The sequence below is a fragment of the Citricoccus nitrophenolicus genome, assembly GCF_047305825.1.
GTDB lineage: Bacteria > Actinomycetota > Actinomycetes > Actinomycetales > Micrococcaceae > Citricoccus > Citricoccus nitrophenolicus.
Genome location: NZ_CP063070.1, coordinates 2,465,049 through 2,484,211 on the forward strand (window position 1 = coordinate 2,465,049; position 19,163 = coordinate 2,484,211).

General features: G+C 68.5%; 16 protein-coding genes and 2 tRNA genes. 7 read left to right on the top strand and 11 right to left on the bottom strand.

The window, feature by feature from the left end; all coding sequences use genetic code 11:
• Positions 1 to 55: 55 nt before the first annotated feature.
• The 3 genes from IMT31_RS11310 to IMT31_RS11320 are packed head-to-tail and all read right to left on the bottom strand — an operon-like array spanning position 56 to position 4,295.
• Positions 56 to 1,414: an MFS transporter gene (locus IMT31_RS11310; protein WP_413542842.1), complete on the bottom strand. Its 1,359-nt coding sequence runs from the start codon at positions 1,412 to 1,414 to the stop codon at positions 56 to 58.
• A gap of 14 nt (positions 1,415 to 1,428) precedes the next feature.
• Positions 1,429 to 2,610 (bottom strand): acyl-CoA dehydrogenase family protein, encoded by a 1,182-nt coding sequence (locus IMT31_RS11315; protein ID WP_413542843.1) that lies wholly within the window; start codon positions 2,608 to 2,610, stop codon positions 1,429 to 1,431.
• Positions 2,607 to 4,295 (bottom strand): AMP-binding protein, encoded by a 1,689-nt coding sequence (locus tag IMT31_RS11320; RefSeq protein WP_413542844.1) that lies wholly within the window; start codon positions 4,293 to 4,295, stop codon positions 2,607 to 2,609. The genes IMT31_RS11315 and IMT31_RS11320 overlap by 4 nt, the downstream gene beginning before the upstream one ends.
• Positions 4,296 to 4,502: 207 nt before the next feature.
• Here IMT31_RS11320 and IMT31_RS11325 point away from each other — a divergent pair, with 207 nt between their 5' ends.
• Positions 4,503 to 4,994: a MarR family winged helix-turn-helix transcriptional regulator gene (locus tag IMT31_RS11325; RefSeq protein ID WP_345355843.1), complete on the top strand. Its 492-nt coding sequence runs from the start codon at positions 4,503 to 4,505 to the stop codon at positions 4,992 to 4,994.
• Here the strand turns inward: IMT31_RS11325 and IMT31_RS11330 are convergent, their stop codons facing one another.
• Both IMT31_RS11330 and IMT31_RS11335 read right to left on the bottom strand, forming a co-directional pair.
• Positions 4,995 to 5,453, bottom strand: coding sequence for a 23S rRNA (pseudouridine(1915)-N(3))-methyltransferase RlmH (locus IMT31_RS11330; RefSeq protein ID WP_413542845.1), 459 nt, complete (start codon positions 5,451 to 5,453; stop codon positions 4,995 to 4,997). It abuts the gene before it with no gap.
• Positions 5,454 to 5,475: 22 nt separating this feature from the next.
• Complete coding sequence (locus IMT31_RS11335; protein WP_413542846.1) at positions 5,476 to 6,414, bottom strand: LysR family transcriptional regulator; 939 nt, start codon at positions 6,412 to 6,414, stop codon at positions 5,476 to 5,478.
• Positions 6,415 to 6,525: 111 nt separating this feature from the next.
• Here IMT31_RS11335 and IMT31_RS11340 point away from each other — a divergent pair, with 111 nt between their 5' ends.
• A complete protein-coding gene (locus IMT31_RS11340) occupies positions 6,526 to 7,878 on the top strand; it encodes an aminomethyl transferase family protein (RefSeq protein ID WP_413542847.1) in 1,353 nt (450 codons plus the stop codon).
• A 9-nt stretch (positions 7,879 to 7,887) separates the two neighbouring features.
• Here IMT31_RS11340 and sufU read toward each other — a convergent pair whose 3' ends face one another.
• The 4 genes from sufU to tadA form a co-directional block, all read right to left on the bottom strand.
• On the bottom strand, positions 7,888 to 8,337 hold the full coding sequence (gene sufU, locus IMT31_RS11345; protein WP_413542848.1) for a Fe-S cluster assembly sulfur transfer protein SufU: 450 nt from the start codon (positions 8,335 to 8,337) through the stop codon (positions 7,888 to 7,890).
• Entirely contained in the window at positions 8,334 to 9,677 is a 1,344-nt protein-coding gene (locus tag IMT31_RS11350) for an aminotransferase class V-fold PLP-dependent enzyme (protein ID WP_413542849.1), read from the bottom strand. The genes sufU and IMT31_RS11350 overlap by 4 nt, the downstream gene beginning before the upstream one ends.
• A gap of 165 nt (positions 9,678 to 9,842) precedes the next feature.
• A tRNA-Ser gene (locus tag IMT31_RS11355) sits at positions 9,843 to 9,930 on the bottom strand.
• 66 nt (positions 9,931 to 9,996) lie between these two features.
• Positions 9,997 to 10,488, bottom strand: coding sequence for a tRNA adenosine(34) deaminase TadA (gene tadA, locus IMT31_RS11360; protein WP_345355825.1), 492 nt, complete (start codon positions 10,486 to 10,488; stop codon positions 9,997 to 9,999).
• A 75-nt stretch (positions 10,489 to 10,563) separates the two neighbouring features.
• On the opposite strand from tadA, the gene upp reads away from it, so the two are divergent.
• The 4 genes from upp (at position 10,564) to IMT31_RS11380 (ending at position 14,288) form a co-directional block, all read left to right on the top strand.
• Complete coding sequence (gene upp, locus IMT31_RS11365) at positions 10,564 to 11,199, top strand: uracil phosphoribosyltransferase (RefSeq protein WP_345355822.1); 636 nt, start codon at positions 10,564 to 10,566, stop codon at positions 11,197 to 11,199.
• Between the two features lie 379 nt (positions 11,200 to 11,578).
• Complete coding sequence (locus IMT31_RS11370) at positions 11,579 to 12,415, top strand: winged helix-turn-helix domain-containing protein (RefSeq protein ID WP_413542850.1); 837 nt, start codon at positions 11,579 to 11,581, stop codon at positions 12,413 to 12,415.
• 4 nt (positions 12,416 to 12,419) lie between these two features.
• Positions 12,420 to 13,652, top strand: a complete 1,233-nt coding sequence (locus IMT31_RS11375; RefSeq protein ID WP_413542851.1) for an acyl-CoA dehydrogenase family protein — start codon at positions 12,420 to 12,422, stop codon at positions 13,650 to 13,652.
• Positions 13,653 to 13,733: 81 nt separating this feature from the next.
• Complete coding sequence (locus IMT31_RS11380) at positions 13,734 to 14,288, top strand: SixA phosphatase family protein (RefSeq protein WP_413542852.1); 555 nt, start codon at positions 13,734 to 13,736, stop codon at positions 14,286 to 14,288.
• A gap of 76 nt (positions 14,289 to 14,364) precedes the next feature.
• Here IMT31_RS11380 and IMT31_RS11385 read toward each other — a convergent pair whose 3' ends face one another.
• Positions 14,365 to 16,590 (bottom strand): tannase/feruloyl esterase family alpha/beta hydrolase, encoded by a 2,226-nt coding sequence (locus IMT31_RS11385; RefSeq protein ID WP_413542853.1) that lies wholly within the window; start codon positions 16,588 to 16,590, stop codon positions 14,365 to 14,367.
• A 339-nt stretch (positions 16,591 to 16,929) separates the two neighbouring features.
• Positions 16,930 to 17,006, bottom strand: a tRNA-Arg gene (locus IMT31_RS11390).
• A gap of 292 nt (positions 17,007 to 17,298) precedes the next feature.
• Between IMT31_RS11390 and IMT31_RS11395 the strand changes: the two genes are divergently transcribed.
• A complete protein-coding gene (locus IMT31_RS11395; RefSeq protein ID WP_413542854.1) occupies positions 17,299 to 19,143 on the top strand; it encodes a phosphoenolpyruvate carboxykinase (GTP) in 1,845 nt (614 codons plus the stop codon).
• Positions 19,144 to 19,163 lie beyond the last annotated feature (20 nt).

The following is a 19,163-nucleotide window of genomic DNA, read 5'->3' on the forward strand; positions in this document are numbered from 1 at the left end:
CTGGTGCGAGGTTGCCGCCGGCGGTCTCCGGAATCCGGGTGCCCGCGCTGACCAGTTAGCTGTGCTCCGCGTAGTCACGGTGGGTCTGGAACCGGGTGAGCGTCACGGTGCAGACCATCATGACGAGACAGGCGATCACCACGTAGACGGCCACTGACCAGCTGGTTCCCGTCTGGGCCAACAGCGAGGTCGCGATCAGTGGGGCGAAGCCGCCTCCGGCGATGGCCCCGAACTGGTAACCCATGCTGATGCCTGAATACCGGATGGAGGCGGGGAAGGCCTGGGTCAGAATCGGTGGCACCACTGACCACGCGAAGGATGTGGAGGCGTGGGCCAGAATCGTGGCCAGTGCGGCCAGCCAGATGTTCCCCGTGTTGAACAGGGGGAAGAACAGCAGGGCCGTCGCCGCCATGAGCACGGCCCCCAGCACGGCCATCCTGGTCAGGCCTGTGCGATCGGCGCGCCGGGCCAGCCACGGGAGCATGCAGAGCTGCAGGACGCAGCAGGCGATGCCGATCCAGAGCAGGGACGTCTGGCCGTAGCCGATCTCCACCGTCCCGTAGGACAGGGCCCAGGTCAACACGATGTAGGAGAGGATGGAGGGCACCCCGGCGACGAAGATGGTCAGCAGCAACTGGGGCGTGAAGCGCCGGAAGACCTCGAGGAACGGCACCTTGGTCGGCTCGTTCTTCACGGACTCTTCGAACAGGGGGCTCTCGCCCAGCCGGCGGCGAGACCAGATGCCGACCACGACCAGCAGGAAGCTGATGACGAAGCCGATGCGCCATCCCCATTCCTGGAAGGCTGGGCCGGTGGTGGCCATGAGGATGATGAGCATGAGGTTGGCGAGCATCAACCCCGCGGGCAGGCCCATGGTCGGGGCGGCCCCATAGAGGGAGCGCTTGTCCGCCGGCGCGTGTTCCACGGCCATCGTCACGGCGCCGCCCCATTCGGCGCCGACGCCCAGGCCCTGGACCAGCCGGAGGATGGTGAGCAGGGCCGGGGCCCACAGGCCGATGGACTCGTAGGTGGGGATCAGGCCGATCAGTACGGTGGCGCCGCCCATCAGGTACAGGGACAGCACCAGCATGCGCTTGCGTCCGATGCGGTCGCCGAAGTGCCCGGCAAGGATCCCGCCGATCGGCCGGGCGATGAAGCCGAAGGCGAAGGTCGCGAAGGCGCCCAGTTGGCTGGCGGTGGCGTTGTCCGAGGGGAAGAACTGGGGGCCGAAGATCAATGCGGCGGAGGCTGCGTAGAGGAAGAAGTCATACCATTCCATGGTGGTCCCCAGGAAGGTGGCACCCACCACGCGCCGGGCCTCGCGGCCCTTCTCCGTCTCGGAGAGGGCCGTCACCTGGATGGTGGTTGATGTGCCGGTGCCGGTGTCGGTGTCGGTGTCGTGGTGCTGGGGCATGGTCTGCTCCGTTTCTACAGGAAGGCGCTGTGGCCGGTGATGGCGCGGCCGACGATGAGGGTGTTGATCTGGTCGGTGCCCTCGAAGGTGTAGAGGGACTCGGCATCCGCATGGAACCGTGCTGCCCGGTGCTCCAGCAGGATGCCGTTGCCGCCCAGGAGTTCCCGGCCCAGGGCCGCGGTCTGGCGCATGTGGCGGCAGACCCAGGTCTTGGCCAGGGCCGCCTGCTCGCCGGAGACCCCGCCCTCGGCCGCCAGCTGGGACAGCCGGACGGCGATGGCCAGGGAGGCGTTGGTGTTGCCCAGCATGGTCACGAGGTGGTCCTGGACCAGCTGGAACGAGGCGATCGGCCGGCCGAACTGCTCGCGCTTCCTCGTATACTCCAGCACGGTCTCGTAGAGGCCGAGCTGGAGTCCGGTGGCGTTCCAGACCACGTCCGGCCGCAGGGTCTCGAAGGCGCGGTTCAGATCCGCGAAGGAGTTGATCCGCTGCAGTCGGTGCGTCTCGGGTACCCGGACGTCCCGCAGACCGATGTCGGCGTTGTGGACCATGCGCAGGGAGGTCTTGCCCTCGATCTTGGTGATGTCCATGCCCGGATCGTCGGCGCGGGCCAGGAAGACCTTGACCTGGCCGTCGTCGGCGTCCTTGGCGGCCACGGCCACGTATTCGGAGAAGGCGGCGTTGCCGATCCACCGCTTCGCACCGTTGAGCACCCAACCGTCGCCGTCCCGGCGGGCCTCCGTCTGGACGCCACGGGCGATGTCCGAGCCGTGGTCCGGCTCGGTCAGGGCGAAGCAGCCGGTCATCCGGAAGGAGGCGATGTCCTCGTCCCAGGAGGCCAACTGCTGCTCGCTGCCGCCCGTGGCGACCACCGTGCGGAACATTCCGGCCTGGCCGCCGAACAGGATGGCCAGAGAGCCGTCAACGCGGGAGAACTCCAGGTTCCGGAATCCGAGGAACAGGGGCCTGACCGATTCGCCGGCCCCCCGGACCTCGGCGGGGTCCACCAGGTCCAGGCCGGCGAGCCGGTCCCGGAGGAACAGCGGAGTCTCCCCGCGCTCCCAATGATCCGCCAGGACCGGTTCGGCCTCGTCCTGAAGGAAGCACCGCAACCGGGTCAGGACCGTCTTCTCCGCCTCAGAGAGCAGGTCGGCGTAGCCGAAGTGGTCGGCAGCGCCCAGGAAACCGGTGGTCATGCCCGCTCCTCGCAGTCTGATCCGTTCCGGCCCGTGTGCGGGGCGCGGTGTGGTGACTCCTGGACGGCGAGGGCCTTGAGGGACCTCATGTTGAGCTTGCCGGAGGGGCCTCGGTCCAGGGTGTCCCGCAGGACGAGCGTGCGTGGCTTCTTGTATCCGGCCAACCGGGACCCGACGTGCTGGACCAGGTCCTGCTCGGTGACCTGGCTGCCGGGTTCAACAGCGACCACGGCGGACACGCGTTCGCCCCAGACGGGGTCCGGAGCGCCGAAGACCACCGCGTCCAGGACGCCGGGGAAGTCCATCAGGACCTCTTCCACCTCGCCCGGGAAGACCTTCTCGCCGCCCGTGTTCACCACGGAGCTCCCCCGTCCGAGCAGTTCGATGTACCCGTGGTCTTGGACTCGGACGTAGTCACCGGGGGAGCAGTGCCGTACCCCGTTGATCACGGGGTAGGTCTCTGCGGACTTCACCGGGTCATTCAGGTAGCCCTTGGGCAGCGCTCCGCGATAGGCCAGGACGCCGACGGCCCCGGGCCGGTCCTGGACCTCCCGCTGGTCCGGGTCCAGGACCACGGCGTCCTCCGTCAGCCGGAAGCGGGCGGGCAACTCCTCGGCGGCAGTCGTGGTGGCCATGGCGTAGGGCCCGCCCTCCGTGGAGGCCAGGATGTCCACGATGGCGACCTGGCCCAGGGCGTGGATGCGGCGCTTGGTGTCATCGCTGAAGCGCATGCCGGAGCTGATGACCGAGGTCAGGGACGGAGCAGCTCCGGCCTCCGCTGCCTCGAGGGCCTCCACCAGGGGGACCATCACCGCGTCACCGGCCACGATGAGCCGGGTCACCTCCTCCGCCACGATGAGCCGGGCCGCTGCCGCCGGGTCCAGACTGGCACTGGGGTTGATGACCACCGTGCCGCCCACCGCCAGGGTGTTCATGGCGCTGAACAGGGCAGTGGCGTGGATGAAGGGGGCCAGCGGCAGGGTGCGAACCCTCGGAAGGCCCTCGTCCACGGCTACGGCGACGGCTGCCTCCAGGTCCGCCGGCGGTTCCAGGCCCATGGGGCCGTAGATCGAGGACTGTTGGATGTGCAGTAGGTCGCCGATGCCCCAGACCACCGCCTTGGGGGTGCCCGTGGTGCCGCCGGTGAAGATATACAGCTCGGCCTCACGGCTCGGATCCCGGGTGCTGTCCCCGAGGCCGTCCTGCCCTCCGGGCGTGGCCAGATCCGCGAACCGGTAGCGGTCCACGGGGAGATCACCTGAGAGGGGATCCTCCGAGTCGATCTCCACCAGAAGCCTCAGGGTCCCCGCGGTGCGGCCCTCCAGGAGCCCGACCGCGTCCTCGACGGCCGGGCGGTACGCGGCACCATAGGCCAGCACCGCCGGCTCGCAGGCCCCGAGCAACGCGGCCAGCTCGGCGCCCCGATACCGGAAGTTCACGGACACCGGGATCGCCTCCAGCTTGAGGCAGGCGTAGAAGAGCACGAGGTACTCGGCGGTGTTGTGCAGGAAGAACGCCACGCGGTCTCCACGGCCCACTCCCTGGGCCATCAGGGCGTCCGCCACGGTGGAGGCCAGGTGCTCGAGTTCGCCGTAGGTATAGGCGCGGTCCTCAGCGCGGACGGCCGTCAGGTGCGGTGCACGTGCGGCTATGCGGTTCCAGAGGACGGCATAGTTCTCATACATTCCAAGGCTCCTGTGGTGGGCGGGCACCGGCGGCACCTGTGTTCCACACCACTTCGAGTTTCAGGCATCCTGAAATGTTAGTCAAGGGAGGAATTCTGCCCGTGCTGCCGCGAGGCAAAGTCTCAGGCTGCCTGATATAGAGGCCGTTCCTGTGTTAGGTTGAGGCCCACTCGGGCGGTTCTGGCCCGGGAGGGCAACGGGGGAACGATGGGCGTTTCGCGGGATCACGAGGTCCGTCCGGCTGAGACGGCGGCGGCACACTCGGAGTCGGTGGAAGGCTGGTTCATCTACACCATCAAACAGTTGGAGCAGGGATTGCGTGCGCCACTGGAGCAGGCCACCCAGCTGGGCGCCGGCCTGTCCACCGCGCAGTACACCGCGCTCTCAGTGCTGGACCGGTGGCCGGGCATCACCTCCTCCGAACTGGCCCGCCGGTCCTTCGTGCGGGCACAGTCCATGGCCGAGACGATGACCCCGCTGATCGAGATCGGCCATGTGCGCCGGGAGCGGGATCCGGAGAACGCGCGGCGGTTCCCCCTCTATCTCACCGCGAAGGGCCGGAAGGTCCTCGAATCGGCCCGCGGGCCGGTGGCCGAGCTCGAGTCACGACTCCTGGCTGCGATCCCGCCGTCCGAGCGCGGCCAGTTCGCCGCCTTCCTTCGCTCCTGCCGGTCGGCACTGCCCGAACTGCCACGCTGATCACACGTGGTGGTATGGCCGTCCCCCGGCGATCTCCTGGGCACGGTAGAGCTGTTCGGCGAGGATGAGCCGGACGAGCTGGTGAGGGAAGACGAGCTGGGAGAGTGACCACACGAATCCTGCTCGTGCGTGCACCGTCTCGTCCACGCCGTAGGCTCCGCCGATCACCACGGTGACCGGCTGGCCTGCATCGAAGTGGCCCTGCAGGTGCCGAGCCAGCCCGGGGGAGTCCACGTTCCGGCCCCGCTCGTCCAAGAGGACCAGGTGGTCGCGCTCGCCGACCTTCGACAGGATCCGGACGGACTCCTCCTGGCGGGCGGCGTCCCCCTCGCGGGCGGAGTGGGGGAGTAGATTCCAGGTCAGGTCGAAGGGCTTCTTCAGCCGCTTCCCATAGCGCTCGATCCCCTCGGACACCCAGGACTCGTGCTTCTTGCCGATGGCCAGGACCTTCACGCTCATGTGACCATCCTGTCAGGCCGGCTCAGTCCTGCGGGTCAGGTGTCGGCGGGGCGCCGATGGCGGAGAACTCCCCGGGCTCTCCCCGCAGGGCCCGCAGTGCCGTGCGGTGGAACCAGTCCAGGGCCGCGGCATGCTGGGCGGTGGTGCGCTTCAGCAGGGAGACCTCGGCCCCGACCAGTTCGAAGGGCAGCTCCCGCATCGCCAGCGGCCAGGAGGTGGCCCAACCGGCGGCGATCGAGACCGGCACCGTGGCGATCAGGTCGTCCCGGGTGGCCAACAGCGGTGGCAGGGAGGCGAAGTGGTTGACGGTGGCCGCCGGGGTGATCGAGGCACCCACGCGGCGCAGGGCCGCCTCCAGCGTCGGCCGGCCTGAGTCCCCGGAGACCACGGCATGGTGGGCCTGCAGGTATCCGGGCAGGTCGGCGCCTTGCGTGGCCAGCGGGTGCCCTCGGCCCATCAGGGCCACATAGCCCTCGGACTTGAGCACCTCGTGTTCGAAGCTGCCGGTCAGCGGCAGCGAGGTGACGGCCAGGTCCACGGTCCCGCGGCCGAGCCAACCGGGCAGCCTGTCCAGGTCCAGAGGCACGACGTCGACGCGCACCCCGGGTGCCTGGGTGCGGACGGCGGAGAACAGGGCGGGGAAATACCCGATCTCGCCCAGCTCGGACATGGCGACCCGGAACCGGTGTTCTGAGGTTCGGGGCTCGAAGGTGTGCACCGCGTCCAGGGCCCGGTCCACCGCCACGAGGGAGTCCCTGAAGCCGGGGTAGACGGACTGGGCCAGGGGGGTGGGCTCCATGGTGCGGCCGGTGCGCTCGAACAGCGGATCGCCCAGCGCCCTGCGCAGTTTGGCCAGTGCCTGGCTCACGGCAGGTTGGGACACGTAGAGCCGCGCCGCGGCCACGGTCAGATTCCGGGTCTCGTGGACGGCCACGAAGGTCCGGACCAGATTGAGGTCCATGAAGGGCTCCCTTCGGGGCATGTTGAGGATAAGCAATTCTTATGCGCTAACGCCTCAACTATACGTAGGCTGGATGTGAACCAGACCACAGACCGATTCAGGAGTGTTCACATGACCGAGTCCCTTGCCGCCGCCGTCGAGCGCGCCGGCTCGCCCGTCGAGTACCTGCGCCATGCCCAGTCCAAGGCCACCGTCTTCCCCGTGCAGCCGGAGTTCACGAACTGGCGCTCGGAGCAGCAGTCCTGGCGGAAGTCCGTGGCCCTGCTCGATCAGTCCCACCACATGACCGACCTGTTCATCTCGGGGCCGGATGCGCTGAAGCTGCTCTCTGACGTGGGCGTCAACAGCTTCGCGAAGTTCGCCCCCAACAAGGCCAAGCAGTTCATCGCCGTCAACCACGAGGGCTACCTCATCGGCGACGCCATCCTGTTCTACCTCGAGGAGGAGTCCTTCGACCTGGTGGGTTGGCACATGGTGCTGGACTGGGTGCAGTATCACGGTGAGGTCGGCGACTATGACGTCACCTTCGAGCGGGACGCCAGTTCCGCCGTCCGCCAGGGGGACCCGAAGCAGTACCGCTTCGAGATCCAGGGCCCGCGCGCCCTCGAGCTCATGGAGAAGGCCACGGGGGCCGCGGTCCCGGAGACCAGGTTCTTCGGCATGGCCACCTTCGAGATCGATGGCCTGCAGGTCCGTTCACTGCGCCACGGGATGGCCGGCCAGCCCGGCTTCGAGCTGTTCGGCCCCTGGGCTGACGGTGAGCAGGTCCGGACGGCCCTGCTCGCTGCCGGTGAAGGTCTGGACCTGGTGCAGGTCGGCTCCAAGGCCTATTCCTCCTCCAACCTCGAATCGGCCTGGGTCCCCTCGCCCTTCCCCGCCATCTTCAGTGGAGAGGGTACCGAGGCCTACCGTGAGTGGCTGCCCGCCCAGCGCGCCGGTTCCCTGGCCGGGAGCCTGACCGCGGCCGCCGTCGAGGACTACTACCTCACCCCCTATGACCTGGGCTACGGCCGCAGCGTCGCCTTCGACCACGAGTTCATCGGCCGCGCTGCCCTGGAGCGCCATGCCGCCGAGTCACAGCGCCAGAAGGTCACCCTGGTCTGGAACCCGGAGGACGTGGCTGCCGCCATCCGGACGCAGTTCGAGCCCGGAGTGCCGGCGAAGTACCTCGACCTCCCCAAGGCCCGCTACGGCCAATACCAGGTGGACCGCGTGCTGGCGGACGGCCGGGACGTGGGCATCTCGCACGATGCCGGCTACCTCACCAATGAGCAGGCCTTCGTCTCGCTGGCCAGCATGGATCCCGACCACGCGGAGCCGGGCACGGAGGTCACCGTGGTGTGGGGTGAGGAGACCCCCTCGGCCAAGCCCTCCGTGGAGAACCACCGTCAGGTGCAGATCCGGGCCACCGTGGAGCCGGCGCCGTACTCCTCCTTCGCCCGGGAGAACTACCGCAAGAACTAGGCCCTGGTGTCAGGCGCGGGTCTCCGCCATGCTCAGCGCATGTTCCGCCGCGACCCATCCGAGCATGGCGCACTTGACCCGCGCCACATAGCGGGACACCCCGCCCAGGGCGACGGCATCGCCGAGGAGCTCCTCGTCCGGGGCGATCTTGCCGCGGGACTGCATGGCGGTGCGGAAGGCGTCGATCCGCATCTTCAGGTCCGCTGCCGTGAGTCCCTCGGCCAGTTCCGTCAGCAGGGAGGCCGAGGCCTGCGAGATCGCGCAACCGTGGCCCTCCCAGCGGATCTTCTCCACCGTGTCCCCGTTCAGGTGCACCTCGAGGGTGATCTCGTCCCCGCAGGTGGGGTTGAGCTGGTGGGAGGACCCGGCGGCCTTGCCCAGCAGGCCCACGCCGTAAGGGTTCTTCGAGTAGTCGAGGATGACCTGTTGATACAGGTTCTGCAGATCGGACGAGCTCAAGCGTTCACTCCAAAGAATTCCGAGGTCTGCGCCACTCCGGCCAGGAAGCGGTCCACATCCTCAGTGGTGTTGTACAGGTAGGTGCTGGCCCGGGTGGAGGCCGTGACCCCGAGGCGGCGGTGCAGCGGCTGGGCGCAATGGTGACCCACGCGCACGGCGATCCCCTGATCGTCCAGGAACTGGCCGACGTCGTGGGCATGCACCCCGGGCAGATCGAAACTGGCCGCGCCCACGCGCGGTCCGGTGGCCTCACCGCCGAGGACCCGCACTCCGGCGATCCGGCTGAGCCCGTCCAGCAGGCGCTTGCCGAGTTCATCCTCGTGGGCGGCGATCCGGTCCATGCCGATGCCCTGCAGATACTTCACGGCCTCGGCCAGGGCGATCGCCTGGGAGACCCGCTGGGTGCCGGCCTCGAAGCGCTGCGGCGGCGGCAGGAACTCGGCGGACTCCATGGTCACGGTGGTGATCATGGAACCGCCCGTGAGGAACGGGGGCATCGCGGCCAACAGCTCGCGGCGGCCGTAGAGCGCGCCGATACCGGTGGGCGCGAGCATCTTGTGGCCGGAGAACGCGGCGAAGTCCACGTCCAGGGTCTTCACGTCCACGGGGAGGTGCGGCACGGACTGGCAGGCGTCCAGCACCACGAGGGCACCGACGGCCCGGGCCAGGGACACCAGGTGATCCACCGGATTGACCAGCCCCAGCACGTTGGAGACATGGGTGAAGGCCAGCAACCGGGTGCGCTCGGTGATCACCTCCCGGGCGGCGTCCAGGTCCAGGGTGCCGTCGTCCGCCATCGGGATGAAGCGCAGGGTGGCGCCGGTGCGCAGGGCCAGCTCCTGCCAGGGGATGAGGTTGGCGTGGTGCTCCATCTCCGTCACCACGATCTCGTCCCCGGCGCCCAGTCGGAACCGCTCGGCCTCAGAGCCGCCGCGGCCCACGGAGGCGTTCGAGAAGGCATAGGCCAGGAGGTTCAGGGCCTCGGTGGCATTGGAGGTCCAGACGATCTCGTCCTCCTCCGCTCCCACGAAGCCCGCCACGGTGGCCCGGGCATCCTCGAACAGGAGGGTGGCCTCCGCCGCCAGGGTGTGGGCACCGCGATGGACGGCGGCGTTGAGCTGCTCGTAGTAATTCCGCTCCGCGTCCAGCACGGAGGTGGGCTTCTGTGAGGTGGCCCCTGAATCGAGGTAGGCCAGCTGGTGGCCGTTCACCGTGGCAGACAGCAGAGGGAAGTCCTCGCGCCACCGCTTGACCTCGGCCGCCGTGGGGGCAGGGGTGGGGGCAGAGGAGGGCTCCGGCCCGCTCGCCTCGGTCGGGATGGTCCTGGACGCTTCCGTCATCTGCACTGCCTTTCGAGGGTCGGCTGCCGGGTGCTCCACTGACATAGCACTACGGTTCCCGGGTTTGTTCCACTCCGCCGGTGACGGGGCGTCATCCTCGCAGCGGCCTGGAGACGAGAAGACCCCCGGAGCCCGGGGTTCCCGGGCCACGGGGGCCTTCTGCAGTGGCGGTGACGGTGGGATTTGAACCCACGGTAGGTTGCCCTACACAACATTTCGAGTGTTGCACCTTCGGCCGCTCGGACACGTCACCAGACTGGACTACTGTACCGGAGGCTCTGAACGGTCCCCAAACCGGTGCCGTGGGACGGTGGGCGGGTCAGTCTCGGCCGCGGTGCACGCTGAAGAAATCCGTCAACAGCGCGGCACACTCGGCCTCACGGACTCCGCCGAACACCTCGACCCAGTGGTTCAGCCGCGGTTCACGCACCACGTCGAACACGGAGCCGCAGGCCCCGGCCTTGGGATCCCACGCCCCGAAGACCAGCCGGGGGATCCGCGCCAGCACCAGGGCACCGGCGCACATGGCGCAGGGTTCCAGGGTCGCCACGAGCGTGCAGTCGGCCAACCGCCACCCGTCGGCCTCCCCGGCGTCACGGCGCGCGGCGGCGGCCTGCCGAAGGGCCAGCACCTCGGCGTGGGCGGTCGGATCGCCGGTGGCCTCCCGCTCGTTGCGTCCGGTCCCGAGGACGGTCCCGTCCGGGCCCACGACGACGGCCCCGATCGGGACATCGGCCGTCTCCAGTGCCGCGCGGGCCTGGCCCAGGGCCAGCTCCATCCACTCCAGCCGGCGATCGTGCTCGGGGGTCATGGTCGCCGAGCCTAGCGGTTGCGGGCGGTGGCCGTGGTCCGCATGGCCCCGGGAGCTGGCCGGTAGGGTTGGGGCATGCGCGTACAGCTCGTTGAACATCCGCTCGTCGGCCACAAATTGACCGTCCTCCGCAAGAAGGAGACGCCGTCGATGATCTTCCGGCAGTTGACGGAGGAACTCGTCATGCTGCTGGCCTACGAGGCCACGCGGGACGTCAAGGTCGAGCCGGTGGAGATCGAGACGCCGGTGGCACCGATGACCGGAGTGGGGCTGGCCAAGCCGACCCCGCTCGTGGTCCCCATCCTGCGTGCTGGACTGGGCATGCTGGAGGGAATGGTCCGGATGGCCCCCAGTGCGGAGGTGGGATTCCTCGGCATGGCCCGCAACGAGGAGACCCTGGACATCGTCACCTATGCGGAACGGCTGCCCGCCGACCTGACGGACCGGCACGTGTTCCTCCTGGATCCCATGCTCGCCACGGGTGGCACCCTGGTGGAGGCCGTCCGGTTCATGTACGCCCGCAATGCGCGCCGCGTCACCTGCATCTGTCTGCTCGGAGCCCCGGAGGGCATCTCCCGTCTGGAGGAGGAGCTCGCCGACGTGGAGGTGGACATCTACCTGGCGGCGATCGACGAGCGCCTGGACGAGCAGTCCTACATTGTGCCGGGACTCGGCGATGCGGGGGACCGGCTGTACGGCCTGGCAGAGTGACGCCGGGGTTCCGGCTGATATCCGGGCCGTCATAAAGGTGCACGGCGGCTGAGTTGGCAGTAAGTTGCCCCAAACTGCCGGCAAGGTTGCTTCAGAACCACCCTCGGGCCGTGATGTTCATCACAAAAAGGGGTGCTTGTCTCGCATCGTGAGACGCGGGTCCCATTGTTACTTGCGAGAAACGAATGTGACGAATGATCGTTGTCATATGAACTACCGCGACTCGGATGTTCCCTCGGGAACAGCGACCGTCTGGCGATGGTGCCGACGGTACGGCCGAGCCGGCTCCCGTCCGGGGTGTCAGTAGCGGGAAAGGCCGTGATCCGGCCCGACCCGCTGCCCCGCTCCGGACAGGACACTGACGCAAGGATTCATCACTATGACCACCAGTCCCCAGGGATACGTCCACATCTCGGTCCGCAACGCCCAGCGCCGCGCGGCTCGGGTCCGCAGCTACCGCGAGCAGGGCGGCAACTATGGGCAGCCGGCCGAGCGGCAGCTCCACACGGTCCAGAGTGAGGCGGTGGAGACCGACGAGTCGGTCGAGACCGGCCCCCAGACCGCGCCGATGCCGGTCTTGGCCCCCAACGGGATCCCCGGCCCGCAGGCCGTGTCCACCGAGACCGAGGCCCGCGGCTTCGTGATCTACGTGGGCATGGACGAGTCCTCGGCCTCCGCCGCCGGGACCTCCCTGACGCGGCTGGCCAACGAACTGCGCCACTATGTGGAATCCCTGGTTCCCGGATCCCAGTCCGCTGCCGCTGTGGCCATCGCCCCGGCCGGCGCCCCGGGCTCGGACCTCGAGGTGGTGCGCCAGGTCCTCGGCGATCCGACCATCCAGCAGGGCACCCGTCCGGACCTGCTGCAGGCTCCCGCCCCCGTCTCGACGCGTCAGCCCGGCGTCCTGATCGATCTGGCACGCCGGGAGGTCCAGCTGGACGGTGAGGGCTTGAACCTCACGTACAAGGAGTTCGAGCTGTTGAACTACCTCGTGGAGAACGGCGGCCACACCGTGGGCCGTGACGAGCTGCTCGAGTCACTGTGGAAGAACTCCGATGAGGTGCCGAACGAGCGCACCATCGACGTCCATATCCGCCGCCTTCGCTCCAAGCTGGGACGCCTCTCCGGCACCGTCCGGACCGTGCGCGGGCAGGGGTACCGCTTCTACGAGCACCCCGAGGTCGTCGTCTGGGCGGCTCCCGAGTACAGCATCTGATCCCATGGGGCACGCCGGCCACGCACCTCAGAACGCCTCATTCCTGGGGCCCGTGGATCTGACGGACCTGGACGGGCTGTTCTCCGACCGCGAGAAGACCACCGCGATGAGAGTCCGGGGGTTCGTGGACGAGGTGATCCGTCCGAACATCGCCGACTGGTATGACCGGGCGGTGTTCCCCGCCGAGATCATCCCGGAACTGGGCCGGCTGGGCGTGTTGGGCATGCACCTGGAGGGTCACGGGTGTCCGGGCCGTTCGGCCGTCGAGTACGGGCTGGCCGCCCAGGAACTCGAGGCCGGGGACTCCGGGCTGCGGACGTTCGTCTCCGTGCAGGGCTCCCTGGCCATGACGGCGATCCACCGGCACGGCTCCGAAGCGCAGAAGAGGGAGTGGCTGCCGCGGATGGCCACGGGCGAGGCGGTGGGCTGCTTCGGACTGACCGAGCCCACGGCAGGCTCCGATCCGGCCTCGATGCGCACCCGGGCGCGGCAGGAGCCCGGCGGGGACTGGGTGCTGACCGGGTCCAAGCGGTGGATCGGGCTGGCCAACCTGGCCGATGTGGCGATCATCTGGGCCCAGACCGGTGAGCACGGTGACGGGCGTGGGATCCGCGGCTTCGTGGTCCCCACGGACACCCCCGGCTTCCGGGCCGAGGTGATCGATCAGAAGCTCTCCATGCGGGCCTCGGTGCAGTGCGAGATCCAGCTGGACCAGGTGCGACTGCCCGCCGAGGCCGTCCTGCCGGCGGACTCGGCGATCGGCCTGAAGGGGCCCTTCACGTGCCTGAACGAGGCTCGGTACGGGATCATCTGGGGCGTGATGGGAGCAGCCCGCGACTCCTTCGAGGCGGTGCTGGACTACGCCGCGACCCGCACGCAGTTCGGGACCCCGCTGGCCGGGTACCAGTTGACCCAGGCCAAGCTCGCCGACATGGCCGTGGCGATCAACAGGGGTTACCTGCTGGCCCACCAGATCGGCCGCGTCAAGGACCGGGAACCGAGGGCCCTCACCCCGGCGATGATCTCCACGGGCAAGTTGGACAACTGCCGGGTGGCGATCGGGATCGCCCGGGACGCCCGGGAGATGCTCGGCGGCAACGGCATCACCCTGGACCACTCGCCGCTGCGCCACGCCAACAACCTGGAGTCCGTGCGCACCTACGAGGGCACTGACGAGGTCCACCAACTCACCATCGGCCGCCACCTCACCGGTCTGGGAGCCTTCACCGCAGGTTGAGGGGTACCGGCCGCGCCCCGGGGAGGCCGGGTCTGCCGCACCGCCCCGGCCGGGGCAGGGAAGGCCACGTACGCTGGGACCATGCCTGCCGACGTCGTCCCCTCCGCACGCTCCGACTCCTCCGGTGACAAGACACTGATCATCCTGCGCCACGCCAAGTCGGACTGGCCCACCGGCGTGCCGGATCACGACCGCCCGCTCGGCGGGAGGGGCAACCGCGAGGCGCCGGAGGCGGGCCGGTGGCTGGCCGGCCGGAACCTGTATCCGGACATGATCCTGTGCTCGGATGCCGTACGCACGCGCCAGACCTGCACCTGGGTGTGCAGTGAGCTCGGGGAGAAGGCCCCCACGCCCTACCTGGACTCCCGGCTCTACGAGGCTGACGCGGCCCGTGCCCTGGCCGTCATCAATGAGACGGAGGAGCGGGTGCGCACGCTCATGGTGATCGGACACATGCCCTGGGTCCAGGATCTCGGCATGCGGATCGCGTCCGTGGAGTCGGACGAGGAGGCCGTGGTGAGCATGGCCGAGCGCTACCCCACCCTGGGCCTGCAGGTCTTCCGGATCCAGGGGGAGTGGGCCACCCTGGACGGTCGAGATGCGCGGATGACGCAATTCACCGTGCCGCGTCCCTGAGCCGGGGCGGGCCGTGGGATGACAACGGCTCCCTCCCGGCAGATGACGGGAGGGAGCCGTTGGCGTGGGGGTTCGGTCAGTCGGTGGGGCGCTGGTCGAGACCGTGGATCACCTTGGCCACCTCGGCGCGGGTGATCGGCTGGCCCGGGCGGAACTCACCCGTGGAGTAGCCCGTCACCAATTCCTCGGCTGCGAGCCAGGAGATGGCCTCCCGGTGGGCGTTGCCCTCGGGTACGTCCGGGAAGACGGGCGCGGGGCCCTCGGCCGGCTCCGGTGCCGCCGTGCGGTAGAGGAAGGACGCGAACTCGCCTCGGGTCACGTCGCGGGTCGGCTTGAAGGTGCCGTCCGCGTAGCCCTGGGTGATGTCCAGGGCCTCGGCCCAGGAGATCGCGTCGTGGAACTCGTGATCCGTGCGGATGTCGCTGAACGTCGTCCCGTCCTCCACGGTCGGCTCACCGGAGTACCGGTAGAGGAAGGCTAGGGACTCACCGCGGGTGATGTCCCGGCGGACACCGTAACTGCCATCCACGTATCCCATGGACAGCCCGGTGAGCTGCATCCAACGCACCGGCTCGTAGAACCAGGTCTCCGGATCGGTGTTGTCGGTGAAGTCCGCGGGCTCCCCGGGTGCACCCTGGCACTCGAAGCTCGCCGCCTCCTCCGGGTCGCCCTCCACATAGACGGCCACCTCGGGGTAGGCGCACAGTGGGCGGCTGCGGTCCTTGGACCAGTCCGCGGGCAGTTCGGTGTTGTCCGGATTGACCCACGCCTTGAGGCTGTCCGGCTGCTCGCCGGCCTCCACCCAGTCCACCAGGGCCGCCAGGGCGTCGTGCTGGTCGGTCGCCGGTCCGCCGGAGACATGGTCCATGCCCGGCACCTCGTAGAACTGCACGAAGTCCGAGGCGTCTCCGCCGTTGGCGTCCTCCAGCTCCCGGTACCAGGTGGCGGTGTCCTCCATGGAGAACACCCCGTCCGAGGCTCCGTGGATGACCATCATCTTGCCGCCGGAGGCCTTGAGGTCCTGGTACTCCAGGTCCGGAGGGGTCATGAACTCCATGGCGCTCTCGGTGTACTGATCCGAGACGGCGTAGATGGATGCGTTCGCCTCGTCGACGTCCAGGTCCATGACGAAGTCACGGAGCGCGTTCATCGGCGGGGCGAAGGGCGGGGCCGAGAAGACGTACCCCACGGCCGTGGAGTCCAACTGGATCGGGGCGAAGAACTTCCAGAAGCCCCAGCCGCCGCTGACGATCCCCGGATCGTAGGGGAAGGAGCTGTAGATCTCTTCACCGGCGGAGGTGGTGGCACCGGCGAAGACCTTCGTGACCACTCCCTTCTGGTCCTCGCTCAGGCAGCTGCCGTCCCGGTCCGCCTCACAGGTGGGCACGTGCTCGGCCACGGAGAAGATCTCCTGGCAGCCGGTACCGTCCAGGACCATCCCGTCCTCGAGGCCGTCCAGACCGTCACACTGCTCGAGGATGGCGTTGGCCAGCACCACGCGCTCGCCCTGGGTCAGTGCCGTGTTCAGGTCCTCGCTGGTGGCCACCGAGTCCCACTGCTGGGCGCCCCAGAGCTGGGCGGTGGCGGCCTGGGGCAGGTTGAACCCGGGCGCAAGGGCCAGGAACCCGTCGTAGTCCTCCGTGTACCGGGACGCTCCGATCATGGTGTGCCGACCGCCGTTGGAGCCGCCGGTCATGTACGAGAACTCCGGGCCCTTCCCGTAGTGGTCCGTGACCATTGCTTTGGCCATGGGAGTCAGAGTGCCCACGGCCTGGTAGCCGTAGTCCAGACGGGCTTGTGGGTCCAACCCGAAGCTCGGGTTCTGGGCCCCGGTGTGGCCGGCGTCGGAGCTGATCACGGCCATGCCCATCTGCAGGCCGCTCTCACCACCGCCGACCCCGCCGGTTGCGGGGACCACACTGCCGTCCATGCCACCGTTGGCTTGATAGAGGTACTGCCCGCTCCACTCGGAGGGCAGGCGCATCTCGAAGCCGATGGCATACCTCTCGCCATCGACCTCGGAGGTGCGCTCGTTCATGTGGCCCGTGACGAGGCAGTGCTCGCCGATGGGCACGCCCCGGTTGACCAGCTCCCCGGCCGGCACGGTCTCGGCCGCGGTGATCACCGTGGACTCGAACTCGAATCCGGCCAGGTCGGCGCAATCGGCGGGGACGGGGGCCTCCGTGGTCCCGGCGGCCAGAGCCGGGGTCGCTCCACTGAGGATCAGCGCCAGGGCGGCCGCACCGGCCAGCAGGCCGGTGCGGCCGCGGCGGCGATCCATGGGGCGGGTTTCGCCACGCATCTCAACACCTCCCCTGGGGCCGGGCAGGGCGGGCGGGAGCAAGACGGTGCTTCACGATGATGTCCTTTCGCGGGAATCGCCTTTGCGCCCATGGTGCGGGGGCGTGATGCGCGTCACATCAGCGGGCGATGCCGTCATGCTAGGACAGTCCGTTGTGAATCACCATGGTGGGTGTCTTCAACGGGCGGTGATCGGTCGGTGTCCGCGGGCTCGAGATGCTGGCCCTGGAGTGCATCTGCTGGAGAAACGAAGAACGGGAGCCCGGCCGATGGCCGGACTCCCGTTCTTCTGTATCCGATGACTCGACTCAGGTGTAACCCATGTCTCGACTCATCACATTGGTGCGCCCTAAGGGATTCGAACCCCTGACCTTCTGTTCCGTAGACAGACGCTCTATCCAGCTGAGCTAAGGGCGCATTGGCCGCGATCGGCCTTGAAAGACTATACCGGTCCACCCGCTGTTCACCAAATCATTCCCGTGGCCCGCCGCCACCGGAGGTGGGCCACGGGTGGAAGGCGCGTGGCCGGCGTCGTCCGCCATGATCCCCGCGGGTGGACGTCAGGTGACGTCACCGGGAAATCTGCGGAATCTCCATGGGTAGAATGGCCCTCGGAGACGGTGTACGCACAATGGGGTGCCGGCCGGCTACGGCCGAGTTCCCCTGTGCCTGACCGGAATGCACCCGCAACCCAATGGAGGGAACCCTCATGGCCAACAACTCCTCACTCGCGTTCGCAGATCGCGCCGTGGCGGAAGCGCCGACCAGCTACGGCAAGCTGCTCGATTGGGTGAAGGAGGTTGCCGAGCTGACGGAGCCGGACTCCGTGTATTGGGTGGACGGGTCCCAGGAGGAGTACGACCGGCTCGCCGGAGACCTGGTGCGGTCCGGAACTCTCGTCAAGCTCGCCGAGGACAAGTTCCCGAACTCCTACGCCGCCTTCTCGGACCCCGCCGATGTGGCCCGGGTGGAGGACCGGACGTTCATCTGCTCCGAGAAGGAGGAGGACGCCGGATTCACCAACAACTGGATGGAACCGTCCGAGATGAAGGGCATCCTCGCGGACGCCTTCAAAGGTTCCATGCACGGGCGCACCATGTACGTCATCCCCTTCGTCATGGGACACCTGGACGCTGATGACCCCAAGTTCGGCGTCGAGATCACGGACTCCGCCTACGTGGTGAACTCCATGCGCATCATGGCCCGCATCGGCACCGAGGTGCTGCAGAAGATGGAGGAGACCGAGGCGTTCTTCGTGCCGGCCCTGCACTCCGTGGGTGCCCCGCTCGAGGAGGGGGACACCGATGTGGCCTGGCCGTGCAGTGACACCAAGTGGATCGTGCACTTCCCCGAGGAGCGCTCCATCTGGTCCTACGGCTCCGGCTACGGCGGCAATGCCCTGCTGGGCAAGAAGTGCTACGCGCTGCGCATCGCCTCGGTGATGGCCCGGGACGAGGGCTGGCTGGCCGAGCACATGCTGATCCTCAAGCTGACCAACCCCCAGGGGAAGTCCTACACCATCTCCGGCGCCTTCCCCTCGGCCTGCGGCAAGACCAACCTCGCGCTGATCGACCCGACCATCGAGGGATGGAAGGCCGAGACCCTCGGCGATGACATCACCTGGATCCGCCCCGGCAAGGACGGCGAGTTCCGGGTGGTCAATCCGGAGTCCGGCTACTTCGGTGTGGCCCCCGGCACCGGCTGGTCCACGAACCCGAACGCCATGAAGGCGATCACGAAGGGCAACTCGATCTTCACCAACGTGGCGCTGACCGACGACGGCGGCGTGTGGTGGGAGGGCATGACGGACGAGGTCCCGGCCCACCTGACGGACTGGAAGGGCAACGACTGGACCCCTGAGTCCGAGACCCCCGCCGCCCACCCGAACTCGCGCTTCTGCACCCCGATCGACCAGACCGAGATGCTCGCGGACGAGTACCAGGAGCCCAACGGGGTCAAGCTGGACGCCATCCTCTTCGGCGGCCGCCGCAAGACCACCATTCCGCTGGTGACCGAGTCCTTCGACTGGGAGGACGGCATCTTCAAGGGCGCCACCCTGTCCTCGGAGACCACCGCCGCCGCAGCGGGCGCTGTGGGCGTGGTCCGCCGCGACCCCATGGCCATGCTCCCCTTCATCGGCTATGACGCCGGTGACTACCTGGAGCACTGGGTCAAGGTCTCCGGCGAGGTGGACCAGTCCAAGCTGCCGCGGATCTACCTCGTCAACTGGTTCCGCCGCAGCCGTGAGGGCAGCATCGCCTGGCCCGGATTCGGGGAGAACTCCCGCGTGCTGAAGTGGATCGTGGAGCGTCTGGAGGGCACGGCGGACGCCACCGAGACCGCGATCGGCCGCGTGCCCACCCCGGAGGCACTGGACCTGACCGGTCTGGAGCTCTCCGACGCTGACCTCAAGGACGCCCTGAGGGTGGACCCCGAGGAATGGAAGGCGGAGGTGGCCTCCATCGAGGAGTGGTTCGATCGCTTCGGCGCTTCCCTGCCGGCCTCGATCGCCAGCCAGCTGGACGGGTTGAAGCAGCGCGTCCACCAGGCCTGATCGGCCCAGCATGCTGCGCA